This is a genomic window from Alginatibacterium sediminis (assembly GCF_003610775.1).
Taxonomy (GTDB): domain Bacteria; phylum Pseudomonadota; class Gammaproteobacteria; order Enterobacterales; family Celerinatantimonadaceae; genus Alginatibacterium; species Alginatibacterium sediminis.
Genome location: NZ_RAQO01000006.1, coordinates 429,688 through 442,749, shown reverse-complemented (window position 1 = coordinate 442,749; position 13,062 = coordinate 429,688). Strand labels below are relative to the sequence as shown.

Sequence of the window (13,062 nt, the reverse complement as noted above, 5' to 3'; positions counted from 1 at the left end):
AAAAGTATCAATTCACGCAGCTGGAATTAAGTTTAGCTAAGCTTAGGATTGTAAAATGGATGCACAACCCCCAACTATATCTATGACTATAAAAACAAGGCTGTATTAAGCGCTATGAACACCATTGGAAGTCTTTTAAATCAGGCCGGATGCCAATTTCGTATCTATGAGATGGGGCGATTAGTCTCACCAATTGATTCGCGGGTCTTTGACGATTTCGAACACACAAAATGCGCTTATCCCGCAGCGGTTCAATCACATGCTCGTTTTGCTGTAGCATTCTGGACCAAAGATAACCGCGAACAACCGTTTATATGGATGTTGCAATTTCCGCTAGACGAGCAGTCGTTTTTAGTAAGCCAAGCCCGTGATAAATTTTTGGCATTAGCAAGTGCGGCGTTAAATGCACCAAGTAACGAAATGCCAGAGAATCCATATGTATTTAAGCCCGTTCCAGAAAAACTAGCTTACTTAAATTCACGCTTAAAGCGCGATCTAAATTTAAACTATTCTACTTATCTCGAACCAACTCAAGCTTATTTTAAGGATCAATCCAGTCCCGATACTTGGCAAAGCCTTGCGATGCAAGGTATTGCCGATTATGTCACGCAACTTGATAGAGAAGACAACAGTGACGTATTGGCACAACGCATCGCATCCCTCAATCCTGGATTACTGCGCCCACTACTTGCGCTTCTAGAGCATCAAACCATAGACGCAAAACTAGCTCAGGTACTATTAAAGCAGCATCAACTTTGTTTAAACTCTCAAGTTGAAGATGCATCACTTTGGCTTCGCGCAACGGCGAGTTGCCAACACAGTAAAATCCGACATAAGCAACTCGAAAAACAAATTTCAACGCATATTGATGAACAAAGCGCTATCGATATCGCCGGTCGGTTATGGCAAGACTTAGAACAACCGGCCTTACTAAATGACTTTCTGATTGCGGTAGCTAAGTTGGAAAACGCACGTCTCTTTAGAGAGCTTTTTGTAGATTTAGCCGCAATACCTAGTTTAAGAAGCTTTGTTTTGGTTCATTTGAGAGTACCACCAAGCGACCCAAATCTATCCCAAGCAATTTCGCAGCTTTTAAGCCCGGAGAATATCCAACATGACAGTTGAAGTTTGGGCACTATTGGCAATGTTTATTGGTTTTGCGGCATTTAGTCGTCAACGTAAGGATGCTGAGTGGGCAGGAAAACTCATCAACAAGCGCTGCGATGAGTTGGATTTACAACTACTTGAAGTGAGTTTACGCTCAATAGGATTTCGTCGAACTCAAGGACGTTTAAGTTGGCAACGGCGTTACCAGTTTGATTTTTCATCTACTGGTGACACACGCTACCAAGGACTACTAATTCTTAGTCGAAGTAACTTCCAATTCCAGCTTCCACCGTACCGAGTCCATGACTAGTGAGCACGTCGCTTGAGCAAAAACCGGTCAAGCGACCAAGGCCCAGCCCCCCAAACCACAATAGCAAGCAACATATAACCCCAAAGCTGATGGTCATAGAAACCACCAGGCCACAAAGTCGGATAAGAGACCACTGCCACAATATTAAACAAGAACAGAACTAATGCCGCCGGACGAGTCAACAAACCCAGAGCTATAAATATCGGAACAACCAACTCAGTAGCGGTGCCTAAGTAGGCAGCCCAAAGCCACGGAATAACAGGAACTTGGTACTCCAATTCAAATAAATATAAGGTCGAATCCCACGACTGAAATTTAAGCCAACCTGCACGCAAAAATACTGATGCCACCCATAAGCGAGTTAGCAGAAGAACTAAACCTGCGACATGCTGCTGACCCGTTTCAACTATATGGTCGTATACTGCTATCATTTTATTCATGAATTAATCCTTGTATGCAATGCAATCTAAGCCTATCGCCTCAAGCAATAAGGTGCTGCCGTTCTGAGAGTCAAATTCCACCACCTCAGCTAATGAAAGCCCGCTGCTCAAACGATTTAGAAAGTCAAAAACACCCGTACTTACCGGCGTTAAGGTCACACCAAAATCAACTTGTTTAACCAGTAACACTAACTCTGGCTTTAATAGATCCGGTGGCATTTGTTGTTGGTCTTGGATAAAGCGATACAAACTTAAAACTGGAGCATGAGAATTAAGTAATTGCGCATGACTAGCCAGTCTAAATTTAATGCTTGTTAATTGTTGCTCGCTTAAGCGATTTAGGTCTTTGAGACCTAGCATTTGTTGATCGATTGGACATTGAGCACAACGACGCATCTTTTGCTCTAAATAAGCAATTTGAGAGACATATGGAAGCGATGCAAGTTGTGCCTGCTCACTTAAAAACTGAGGGAAGAGCTCCCCGTAGTCAACAACGCAGGGCGTGTTACAGCCATAGTGCTCCACATAATTTTTAGCTAAATGAGTAAAAAACTCATCCCCAACTAAAGCTATTGTATTCGGGAAGTTATCTTTCAGAGCGCTACTCAAAGAGGCAAATACATTATTACGATAAATTTCTATTCCGTAAGGCAATGTTGCCCAGCTAGTAGCTACAGCCTGACGCTGCTCAGTATCATTTTCTAATAAACTGCGTACAAACTGCCGCTGCTGCTTTAACCACTTCATCGTACATGGCCTTCTTCGAGGGGGAGCTTGTTGAATTCATCGAGTATTGCTTGTGCCTTAAGCGCTTGTCCTTGAAGAACTTTATAGTCAGGAATGTTGCTATCCCATTCAATTAAACAGTCTATAGAGCTAGGCTTATTGGCAGCGATCGCAATATTAGCCGTTCGGAACAATTCCCAAACCTCGTCACAAACTTCGCTGTCGTGGCTGTCGATTAGAATTTCCAGCGACTGACCCTCAAGCTCTATTTGTTTACGCGTATGTCCGGCCAAATGAATTTCTTCAACCTGGTCCCAGTTGACCGCATTTAAATACTCTGTAGCGTTGCCTCCAAGATTATGCGCTGATACGTAAATGTTGTTGATATCAAGTAATAATCCGCAATCAGTTTGCCCACACAGAGCTGACAGAAACGCAACTTCATTGAAGTCTTGTTCCAAAAAGCTTAAATACTGACTAGGATTTTCAATCAGTATACGTTGACCGAGCGTTTCTTGAGCTTGATGTACATGGCTGACCATAGCATTCAACGCATCTTGATTAAGTGCAACTGGCAACAAGTCGTTAAAGTACTGTCCCTCAAACTCTCCCCAGCTTAAGTGTTCAGATATTCGGCAAGGATCAATTTCGTCAATTAACATGCGTATATCTTGAAGATGACTACGGTTCAAATCAGAGTTAGAGCCAAGTGACAAACCTACGCCGTGCAGGCTGATTGGAGTATGGCTAGCAATTTGTCGCAGTTGATGACGCGCAATACCATGAAGGGATAGAAAGTTTTCAGTATGAACTTCAAACCAGGGTGCATGAAATTTCTTGTCAACAGCAGCCAGCATGTGGGGTGCTCGTAAACCTATACCAACAGTCATGTGGACTACCTATTCTTAACGAAAGGATCCCTCGGGGCCAACAACTCGCCCCTGGGACTACAGAAAAGGAAAAAACTTAGCTTGCGCTTGTACTACCACCGGCTAGTTTTTCACATAGACCCTTTGGTACCACTACAAAAGCGTCTGATTGAGCATCTTTTTTAGCGGTTCCAGCACATGAACTGCTCGCTGTTGCGCAATCATTTTGACCTGCCTTTACAACCCCGTAACATTTTTCTTTATCTGCAGCTACTGCTGGGGTGCTAATCATTGTGCCGGCCATAAGTAGAGTTGAAACAGCAGTCGCTAGAGCAATATTAGATTTTTTCATGTCGATTCCTTTTGAATTTGATTTTTTTGTTACAACGCTGTAATCCCGTTGTAAACAATTAAACCGAGAAGCCAGACAAAAAATTTCATTATATTTTTTTTAAATTGCCAAGAAATGCTCGACACTAAGAGTTTTTTGTATGAATTACATGAAGATATGAGAAAAACTAAGTAGACGAATTGCCCCTTACTTTGAGATGATTGAACAACAAGTAAATCCATAAATTGAGTGAGAAATGTCTATCGACGTCTTAGAACAAGCACTTGTTACTGTTATTCGGCAAGGCAAAGAACCCAGCATGGCGCAAATTAAAGCCCAGCTCGCTGTTTCGGTGCCGATGCGAGACATTATTGCTTGCTTACAAAATTACAAACGTTCGCCTGATTATTTTCATGAATTAGCCAAAAGTGCGGAATATGAGTTAAAGCCGGTCCCGATTTCAAAACCGGAGCAAGACGACAGCACATTGCTATTAGCGCAATTACAACGAGACCATTTGGCGCTGCAACAACGGGTTGAGATCCTCGAACAAATGCTTAAAGAGTTAAGCGATAAAACGTAAATAAGGGAAGTGAACTCTGAGTTCAGCTAGTGAATACTAGGCTATCGGTGTTCACCATAAACAAACTATTAATCTTGATTTTCCTCAATTGCAAACTTGATTTGTTCCGTCGTGTAGCCTCTGCTCGAGAGATAAGCGTATGCTTTGTTCTTACCCGAAAATTCACTTAAGACAAACTTCTTTTTGGATAAAACGTCGCTCGCTGATTGAAAAAAATCGACCTCCCCGGTTAACTCTAAAGTGGCTAGAGTTTCGTCATACTCATCCAAGCAAATTTTCTTTTGTTTAAGCTGTTGTTGAATTAACCGACTTCCTTTGCCTTTGCGGGCTAGCTTTTGGATTTCGTTTCCTAAATTGGCTTTAACAGCCTTTATTTCAAGCTTAGTTCTCAAACTAGCAATATCAGGATGTTCAACTAAGGCTCGGTTCACTGATTGTGCCTTAAATCCTTTATTAACTAGTGTACTAATTAGTTTTTCTTTTGAGATATGCTCAAGGCTTGAAATGGACAATAATCGACTGAGTAGTAATTGGCTTTCATCGATAGATTGTTGCAGTAGTGCTTGTTCGATGGCATCAGTAATAACATCACTATGTATGCCTTTTAGAGACAACTTTCGGCGAATATACCCCGAACCAAACTCATTACCAAAGCACATCACAGCAAAGTTTAGGGAAAAATCAGCGTCAGATTTTAAGTACGCAAGTTCTAGGCAACGTTGTATGGTTTGCTCTATCCAGTCTTGGTTGTCGGTTTTATTATTAAGCTTCACTCGAAGCTCTGTGATCGTCATATCGCGTCGACCAAGATGATACATAGCCGAATTCATGACGTTCTCGATCGCCAAGGCTTGAAAAGGCTTCTTTATTTGAACTTGTTCATCAAAACTCAAGGGCTACTGCTCATTGTTGTATTCGTGAAGTAAACCATAGCTTACTTAAAACTAAGGAGAGAAAGCTTAAGCCTTAAGTTGCTGTAAAAACTGGTCCAAATTTGGCGCTAAAAGTTTCAGTCGGCCCTGACCCAATCGTTCAAGAATAAGCTCTCCGCTCTCATTATCGATACTCACCACCACCATGTCGTCGTTAGTACTTGCAACAAAAACGCTATCTTTTTGCTTTAGCCTCCGCTGCATCAAGATATGCGAAATCATATTTTTAGCAAAAATGTCAAAATCGTCGTTATCCCACACCCCTACTAATTGCACCGACAAGCTGCGAAAGTACCCCGTCCAATGTCCCCCGTAAAATAAACCGTAGAAGTCTTTTATACTGCTATGTAGTTTAGTTTCTAATGCAGTCTCGATATCTGAAAAATCAGCAGGTGTACGTTTCACATAATTCCACCGGGCAGTATCGGCGCTAAGTCGTTGCTCAATACAAGCTCCGCTTTGTTCATCAACTAGCTGCATACTAGGAAATCCGGATTGCCGCCAGATCGCTTGTTGTTTGCCTACAAATTGGGTAAAGCTTGAGCTGTTGGATTCGGGCATTGCAATGCTTACTCTTAAGTTCGCTTTCAGTTACACTTAGGTTAACCAAACTAAGCACTGAACACCATGAGTCAAACACCAAATTATCAACAGCATAGCGCTGTGAAAGCCTTACAATTGGGTAAAAAAAGCGCCTATATCGAACACTATGCTCCCGAGCTGTTACAAGCAGTGCCACGCAGTCTTAATCGAGACAGCTTAAACCTAGGCACCGAACTTCCATTTCAAGGCCTTGATATTTGGAATCTTTATGAACTGTCATGGTTAAATAGTAAAGGTAAGCCGCAAGTCGCTATCGCCGTTGTTGGTGTCGATGCTAGATCGATCAATATCATCGAGTCCAAGTCATTTAAGCTTTATCTTAATAGCTTTAATCAAACCCGACTAGACTCTGAAACTAAGCTCAAACAAATGTTAGAGCACGATCTAGCTCAATGCGCTCAAGGGCAGGTTTTTGTGCAGTTACAATCTGTCGATAGCACTATGCCTATAAGCAATTTTTCCGGTTGCTGTATAGACGATCTTGATATCGATATTGATAACTACAAATTCACGCCTGAGCTACTAATGTCGGCAACTCAAACGCCACATACCGAGGTATCTGAACAGCTATATAGTCACCTTTTAAAAAGTAATTGCTTAGTGACCAACCAACCTGATTGGGGAAGTGTGAGTATTGACTATGTTGGCCCCAAAATAGATCAAGAACAATTATTACGTTATTTGATTTCTTTTAGGCGTCACAATGAATTCCACGAGCAGTGTGTTGAACGTATTTTTTGCGACCTTATGTTGTACTGCAATTGCAGAGAGCTTACTGTTAGTGCCCGCTATACACGCCGCGGTGGCCTAGATATAAATCCAATGCGTAGTACCCGTTATAGTCAAGACCAAGACTGGCAGAGCCTTGATCTTAATCCGCGGTTAATTCGCCAGTAATGATGTTAGTTGTTAGGAATAGTGTGTGACTAAACTCTCTTGTTTATATACAAGCTTTATCTTTGGCATTGCAAGCTGCATATCATCGACAGTACAGGCCTATGAAACCGGCCGAATTAACGTTGACAGTTCATTTCAAGCCCAGCAAAGCATGTTGTTGTCGGAGCCAAGTCGATGCTTGAGTGAACTAGAGACTAAAGAGCCATTGTCCAAAGCAAATGGGAAACTCTTAGTCGAAAGCCAATTGCTACTATCTGCGCACAAATTGGCGGCGCTTTGCGCCTTCAATGATAGAAACTATGTTAGTGCCATGAACCACATTAACACAGCCTTCAAAGTGCTCGATCCTAGTCGGGTTCAAGACCATTTTGAACTATTACTGATTCAGGTTTTGGTACAAGTAAAAGTTCCCGAACTCGCACATAACAACGAAAACAACCTCAACCAAGCACGTCAGTTAATTGAAAAATTTTCCGAAGTAAATACCCCCAGCCACAACTATCAAGTTGAACGTATCGCCGGAAATTTCTATCACCGCAACGGCCGAAGTTCAGAGGCGCTGCAAGCACTGCTCAAAGCCAAAGAATACGCCTATGCTAGCAAAGACGAACTGCTAAATGCTTGGGCAGAGTATCGCCTCGCTCAGTTCTATCTTAGCGATAATCAAAACCAACTCGCGCTTACTCATTTTAACGCAGCCGCTAGCATCGTGGAAAAGTTAGGCTCAAATACGGCGTACTACCTTGATGCACTATCGAATCGTGAAATGGCATTAATATATTTGTCTAAACAAGACTTTCAAAAAGCGCTGAACAAGCAAAATCAAGCCATTGTCGCTACCAGCAAGCTACCAAACCCCCGTCTAAAAGCCGATATGCTCAGCAGTTTAGGCAAAATCTACAACCTTCAGGGCGAATACGCGAGTGCCGTTATTCCACTAATGAATGCGCGTGACTTTGCTCGTAAGGCTAAGAGTCTAATGTTACTGTCGCGGATTAATATGTACCTAGGGGAGTCTTATAGCAATACCGGTGAATACGAGCTTGCCCTTAGTCACTTACAAAGTGCTCGACAACAATACCAAAAGCAGAAAAATCCCAGTTTGGAATTGCAAGTAATGCTATTGCTCGCTCGCTTACAGCTTCAACAAAATGAGCCAGCTTTAGCTGTGCTTCAACTACAAAAAGCTGAACAATTAGCGAATACCATAGGTCTCACCCACCGCAATGCGGAGGTCTACCGCCTGCTCGCCTTAGCCTATGAAATGAACGACTCATTTGAAAACGCGCTCAATGAATACAAAGTATTCCACGAGATAGACCAACAATATCAAGCACTAAGCCGTGCCGAATTCGCGGATGATTTTAAGCATCATGTTCAGCTGATGGAACAAGGCCAACAATTATCAGAAGTTACTGGGCTCAAAGCTGAACTAGAACTTGAGCTCCAGAACCTTAGTCAAATCGCCGTAACTGCTATTAGTCTGCTATTTCTGAGCGTGTTTGCGGTGTTGTTCTTAAGTTATAGAAACGGGTTTAGATCTAAGAGAATAGCTGAACTTACCATGCAGCTTGAAGTGAACCCGTATACGCATTGGCAAGAGCTGCTATTTCATCGCGATCCACTGCAACAACTTCGAAGTCATTACTTAGTCACCGGTTCCAAACCCGTTTTTGTAGCCTTGATTTCGGTTGAAGATCTACGTACAGCCGATGGTAATCCAATTTCTCAACACAATGCCCCCTTATACTTTGAACGTTTAGCGGGTAAGGCTGGTGATCAGAAAAATAGTAGCCTGGTGTTTGGACACTTAGGTTTACACCACGCATTAGTGTTAAGTGACGGCCAAACAACGGACGGTGAGAGTTTAAGCAAAAATCTACTAGAAATTTTTGAGCAATTACACAGCCAATACGGCTACAAAGCTTATCTATCAGTAGCTGCGTGCCCTATTCCTTTCCTTGAAAAGTCTCCTGATGCACTAAACAACCAAACCATTTTACAAGTTCTTCAGTTATCTTTGTTTGCCTTGAAAAAACCCTACCGTTACGCAGACAAACCGAATTGGATTAGCTTGAAAGCGCAACCCTGGACTCCAGCTGCATTTTTTGGTGACGCAATTGCACAAGACTTGAGCAATGCCATTGATAAAGGATTAGTAAAAGTAAAATCATCTGTTGAATTAATAGACTTAGCGTGGTGATTTTCTCACAAATTCGACACAAATCGCGCTAGAGTGCTGTTTGAGGATGTAGTAATTCGATCTTGCATGCTATGCTTGATTGTAGAAATACGCAGAAAGGATAGCGTTCGATAAACAATGACAGACGTCGTAAATGTAAAAAAACAACTAGCTCTTGTGCGTCAACAGCTATATGTCACTGCGAATTCGTCCACGAATCAGTTTGCAAGGTCCAGAATGAATAAATCCTCAATCAATCAGTTGTTGGATCGTTTGAGTGTCTATGCAAGCGGTTATGACACTGAACTCGATGTATCTATTGAGCATCTTAGAGATCAACTAGATAAAGATCCCGATGCTAAAGATTGGGATATCAGTGAGCTTAATGGGCGCTTAAAACAGCATTCATCGACAGCGAAACGCCTTTTTGATGAGCAACAAAGTTTAGTCAAGAACTCAGCCTCACTGCTTAAAACGATCAACGGTCTGCCCCCTAAATTACGCGAAAAAATTAAAGAATTTGTTGAGCAAGACCCAACTCACCTTAAACCGGAGAGTGCGGAGCGCTTAGAGCTACTGCTTAACTACTATCATCAAGCCTTACTAAATCGTCAAATCGTTGGGTTACCACCAAAGCAGCATGACACCCCTGCCCCAATGCAGCCCAAAGAAAGCTTGCTAGATAAGCGTCTACACAAACGTATTTGTGATGACCTACAACGCCTTATAACCGAACTAGATTTCGATGAAGAAATCGGCGAACGCTTAGCCTCTATACGCGGCGATTTGTTAAATGGTATCGAAGAAAAAGAACTTCCTCATCTTTGTCTTGAAACTATCGATCTCATCATAAAAGGTAGTCAACAAGAACGCCGAGCTTCTCAGGAGTTCTTGTTTAGTTTGAGTGAGAGTTTAGATACCGTGCATAACGGTTTGAATGACGGCTTGAGTTCAGGTCGACGTATTGACAAGCAAAGTCGTCAAACGACTGGCACACTTAAAAGTCAACTGCTTGATATTGGTAGCGAACTTCGTTCCAACAACAATCTTGCTCAACTAAAAGCCGCGATTGGTAGCAAGCTACAGAATATGGCCGAAGTATTTCGAGAAAAAGAACGGCTCGAACAACACACCAGCCAATTACTCGAAGATTTAAGCAAGTCAGAACAACAAATCCGTTTATTGCGTGAAGAAGCTGACGAATATAAAAAACGTCTCAATAGTCAAAAGCAAAAATTCTTCATCGATACCCTAACGCAAGTCTACAATCGTTCAGCCTTAGATGAACGTATAGCCCTTGAGTACCGCCGTTGGAAACGCTATGGCTATACTTTAGGCATCGCAATTATTGATATCGACCATTTTAAAAATATTAATGACCAGTTTGGTCATATTGCGGGCGATAAAGCGCTAAAAGTAATTGCACGTTCCTTACAAAACTCAATGCGCGATACCGACTTTTTGGCTCGTTATGGTGGTGAAGAGTTCGTCATTATCATGCCAAACATCTCGGGAGATAATTTGATCTCGCCTTTGGATAACATGCGCAACCAAGTTAAGAGCCTTCCGTTTCGTTTCAAAGACGAACAGGTTTCTATCTCTATCTCAATCGGCGCAACGCTCTTCCGGGAGCAAGACCAACTCAACGATGCCTTTGAACGTGCAGACCAAGCACTGTATGAATCAAAGAATAACGGTCGAGACCGCGTCAATATCATCTAAAATTATCAAAGGCCGTTCTCACGGCCTTTTTGCTTTTCAGGGAGATGTAAATGCTGACCCATATTAATCCTGTTGGGAGTATGAACCTACTTTCTCAACTCGAAGTTGATAGTCTAACTCGAAGTTTATCGGAACAAACCTACCAGCTTTACCGTAATTGCAGCTTAGCGGTTCTTAACTCTGGTAGTCATACGGACAGTAGCCGCGAAATTCTCGAGCTGTTTAAAGACTTTGACATTAACATCTTAAGTCGGGAGCGAGGAGTTAAACTTGAACTACTCAACGCCCCTTCTCAGGCCTTCGTTGATGGCGAAATAATTGTCGGACTGCAAGAGCACTTGTTTAGCGTGTTGCGCGATATCTTATATGTCTCAGCTCAATTTCCGGTAGCTAAACTCAGTAGTAATAGTGGTGAAATCACTAACTTAGTCTTTTCTATATTACGTAATGCGCGGGTTATTAACCCTCAACTAGATCCCAATCTTGTTGTGTGCTGGGGTGGTCATAGTATTAACGATATCGAGTTTCAATATACCCGTGAAGTAGGTAGTCAACTCGGTCTACGAGAACTTAATATCTGTACAGGTTGCGGACCAGGCGCTATGGAAGGCCCAATGAAAGGCGCTACTGTCGGGCATGCCAAACAGCGGTACAATCGGGGACGCTACATTGGGTTTACTGAACCAAGTATTATCGCAGCCGAACCCCCAAACCCCATCGTCAATGAATTGGTCATTCTTCCCGATATTGAAAAGCGTCTTGAAGCGTTTGTGCGCATGGGACATGCTATTGTTCTTTTCCCCGGCGGTGCTGGTACCGCAGAAGAGCTGCTCTACATTCTCGGTATTATGATGCATCCAGAGAACACCAGACAACCACTACCTATTATTCTGACCGGTCCAGCTTCAAGTGAAGATTACTTCAAAAGCTTAGATGAATTCATCGGTGCCACCCTTGGCCATCAAGCGCAGCAACACTATCAAATCATAATTGATGACCCGTCTACGGTTGCCAATACGATTAAACAAAACATGTCGAGAGTAAAACACTACCGGCGAGCCATCGGCGATGCTTATTCCTTCAACTGGAGTCTTAAGATTGAAGACAGTTTTCAACATCCTTTTGAACCTACGCATGTTAACGTCCGCGGCCTTAACTTACAGCTTGACCAAAGCCCTGTAGAACTTGCATCAAATCTTCGCCAAGCCTTTTCGGCAATTGTTGCTGGTAATGTCAAAGATGAAGGTATTCAAGCAATTGAGACACATGGGCCTTTCGAGATAAATGGCGACCCTACAATAATGAAATTGTTAGACAAACTACTCCAAGATTTTGTCGAGCAACATCGAATGAAGCTACCAGGAAGTCACTATGAGCCCTGCTACAAAATAGTCGATCAGCCCCAAGCTAAAAACGATTAGGCAAGCACTCATGCACTTAGTGATTATTGATGCGCTGAACTTGATACGGCGCATTGATGCTGTTCAAAGTAAGCACAACAGCGATGAAGCAGTACTGAACTCGGCCAGAAGCAAGGTTTTAGATCAAGCTATCAACAAGTTACAACAGCGGCTAAACCCAAGCCATAGTATTGCTATATTTGATGCCCCAACGCCTAGCTCTTGGCGATACCGGCGTTATCCAGAATACAAAGCTAAACGCAAACCAATGTCGCCCAATTTGCAAAGTGCTTTGCTTAACATCCGTCAGCACTGGCAAGAACAAGGTCTGTTTTGTTATATCAATGCCGTTGACGAAGCCGATGATCTAATTGCTACGCTTGCCAGTAAGGCCGCTGAACAACAGGTCAATGTCACGATTGTTTCAACTGATTTAGGTTTTCATCAACTGACCAATCCACGGGTGCAACTTTACGATTATTTTAAGCAATGCTATTTAGATCAGCGTAGTTACTTTGACAAGTTGAATCTACAGCCCCCGCAGCTGCTAGATTATCTAGCTCTAATTGGCAATTCTGGCGCAAATATTCCCGGCGTGGCTGGGGTCGGGCCAAAATCCGCGCTGCAGGTACTGCAACGCTATGGAAACATTGAAACAGCTCTGAACAATGCCGACGACTCGGTTACAACGCTAAAGAAAATTCGCGACGCTGTTGATGACTTTCAATTGGCCAAAGAATTACTCAGTTACCGGCTAGACATTGAACTTGGGTTTTCGCTGCGCCAACTGCGTTGTGATAGACAAATATCAACTTAAACGAATACAAGCGATATACTGCTCCAAGGCACAAGTAATCAGCAATGTATTATATTTTTGACGTAGTTATCGACAATTGGACGCCTAAAATTGATTTAGACCAAGGTCGATAACGACAATGCTGGTAGTTTTAGTTAATTGAT

At 42.6% G+C, this 13,062-nt stretch carries 14 protein-coding genes; 8 read left to right on the top strand and 6 right to left on the bottom strand.

Annotated features, from left to right (window positions below; translation table 11 throughout):
* Positions 1 to 114: 114 nt before the first annotated feature.
* Both DBZ36_RS12845 and DBZ36_RS12840 read left to right on the top strand, forming a co-directional pair.
* Positions 115 to 1,125, top strand: a complete 1,011-nt coding sequence (locus tag DBZ36_RS12845) for a DUF3549 family protein (protein WP_120355342.1) — start codon at positions 115 to 117, stop codon at positions 1,123 to 1,125.
* Complete coding sequence (locus DBZ36_RS12840; RefSeq protein ID WP_120355341.1) at positions 1,115 to 1,417, top strand: DUF3301 domain-containing protein; 303 nt, start codon at positions 1,115 to 1,117, stop codon at positions 1,415 to 1,417. The genes DBZ36_RS12845 and DBZ36_RS12840 overlap by 11 nt, the downstream gene beginning before the upstream one ends.
* Here DBZ36_RS12840 and DBZ36_RS12835 read toward each other — a convergent pair.
* The 4 genes from DBZ36_RS12835 to DBZ36_RS12820 form a co-directional block, all read right to left on the bottom strand.
* Positions 1,414 to 1,857 carry a DoxX family protein gene (locus DBZ36_RS12835; protein ID WP_120355340.1) on the bottom strand — a complete coding sequence of 148 codons (444 nt, stop codon included), beginning with the start codon at positions 1,855 to 1,857 and terminating at the stop codon, positions 1,414 to 1,416. The two genes, DBZ36_RS12840 and DBZ36_RS12835, sit on opposite strands and share 4 nt — an antisense overlap.
* Positions 1,858 to 1,860: 3 nt before the next feature.
* Positions 1,861 to 2,604: an HvfC/BufC N-terminal domain-containing protein gene (locus DBZ36_RS12830; RefSeq protein ID WP_120355339.1), complete on the bottom strand. Its 744-nt coding sequence runs from the start codon at positions 2,602 to 2,604 to the stop codon at positions 1,861 to 1,863.
* A complete protein-coding gene (gene bufB, locus DBZ36_RS12825; RefSeq protein ID WP_120355338.1) occupies positions 2,601 to 3,473 on the bottom strand; it encodes an MNIO family bufferin maturase in 873 nt (290 codons plus the stop codon). The genes DBZ36_RS12830 and bufB overlap by 4 nt, the downstream gene beginning before the upstream one ends.
* Positions 3,474 to 3,549: 76 nt before the next feature.
* Positions 3,550 to 3,804 carry a BufA1 family periplasmic bufferin-type metallophore gene (locus DBZ36_RS12820; RefSeq protein WP_120355337.1) on the bottom strand — a complete coding sequence of 85 codons (255 nt, stop codon included), beginning with the start codon at positions 3,802 to 3,804 and terminating at the stop codon, positions 3,550 to 3,552.
* A 235-nt stretch (positions 3,805 to 4,039) separates the two neighbouring features.
* Between DBZ36_RS12820 and DBZ36_RS12815 the strand changes: the two genes are divergently transcribed.
* On the top strand, positions 4,040 to 4,366 hold the full coding sequence (locus DBZ36_RS12815; RefSeq protein ID WP_120355336.1) for a hypothetical protein: 327 nt from the start codon (positions 4,040 to 4,042) through the stop codon (positions 4,364 to 4,366).
* Between the two features lie 68 nt (positions 4,367 to 4,434).
* Here the strand turns inward: DBZ36_RS12815 and DBZ36_RS12810 are convergent, their stop codons facing one another.
* Together DBZ36_RS12810 and DBZ36_RS12805 are read right to left on the bottom strand one after the other, a co-directional pair.
* Entirely contained in the window at positions 4,435 to 5,259 is an 825-nt protein-coding gene (locus DBZ36_RS12810) for a regulatory protein RecX (RefSeq protein ID WP_120355335.1), read from the bottom strand.
* A gap of 66 nt (positions 5,260 to 5,325) precedes the next feature.
* On the bottom strand, positions 5,326 to 5,859 hold the full coding sequence (locus tag DBZ36_RS12805; RefSeq protein WP_120355334.1) for a SecY-interacting protein Syd: 534 nt from the start codon (positions 5,857 to 5,859) through the stop codon (positions 5,326 to 5,328).
* A 66-nt stretch (positions 5,860 to 5,925) separates the two neighbouring features.
* Here DBZ36_RS12805 and queF point away from each other — a divergent pair, with 66 nt between their 5' ends.
* The 5 genes from queF to xni all read left to right on the top strand — a co-directional run bounded on the left by queF (position 5,926) and on the right by xni (position 12,919).
* Positions 5,926 to 6,798 carry an NADPH-dependent 7-cyano-7-deazaguanine reductase QueF gene (gene queF, locus DBZ36_RS12800; protein WP_120355333.1) on the top strand — a complete coding sequence of 291 codons (873 nt, stop codon included), beginning with the start codon at positions 5,926 to 5,928 and terminating at the stop codon, positions 6,796 to 6,798.
* A 25-nt stretch (positions 6,799 to 6,823) separates the two neighbouring features.
* The gene (locus DBZ36_RS12795; protein ID WP_120355332.1) at positions 6,824 to 9,001 is read left to right on the top strand and encodes a tetratricopeptide repeat protein; all 2,178 of its coding nucleotides are present in this window, start codon (positions 6,824 to 6,826) and stop codon (positions 8,999 to 9,001) included.
* Between the two features lie 117 nt (positions 9,002 to 9,118).
* A complete protein-coding gene (locus tag DBZ36_RS12790; RefSeq protein WP_120355331.1) occupies positions 9,119 to 10,702 on the top strand; it encodes a sensor domain-containing diguanylate cyclase in 1,584 nt (527 codons plus the stop codon).
* A gap of 50 nt (positions 10,703 to 10,752) precedes the next feature.
* Positions 10,753 to 12,123, top strand: coding sequence for a nucleotide 5'-monophosphate nucleosidase PpnN (gene ppnN / locus DBZ36_RS12785; protein WP_120355330.1), 1,371 nt, complete (start codon positions 10,753 to 10,755; stop codon positions 12,121 to 12,123).
* Positions 12,124 to 12,133: 10 nt separating this feature from the next.
* Entirely contained in the window at positions 12,134 to 12,919 is a 786-nt protein-coding gene (gene xni / locus DBZ36_RS12780; protein ID WP_120355329.1) for a flap endonuclease Xni, read from the top strand.
* The last annotated feature ends 143 nt before the right edge of the window (positions 12,920 to 13,062 follow it).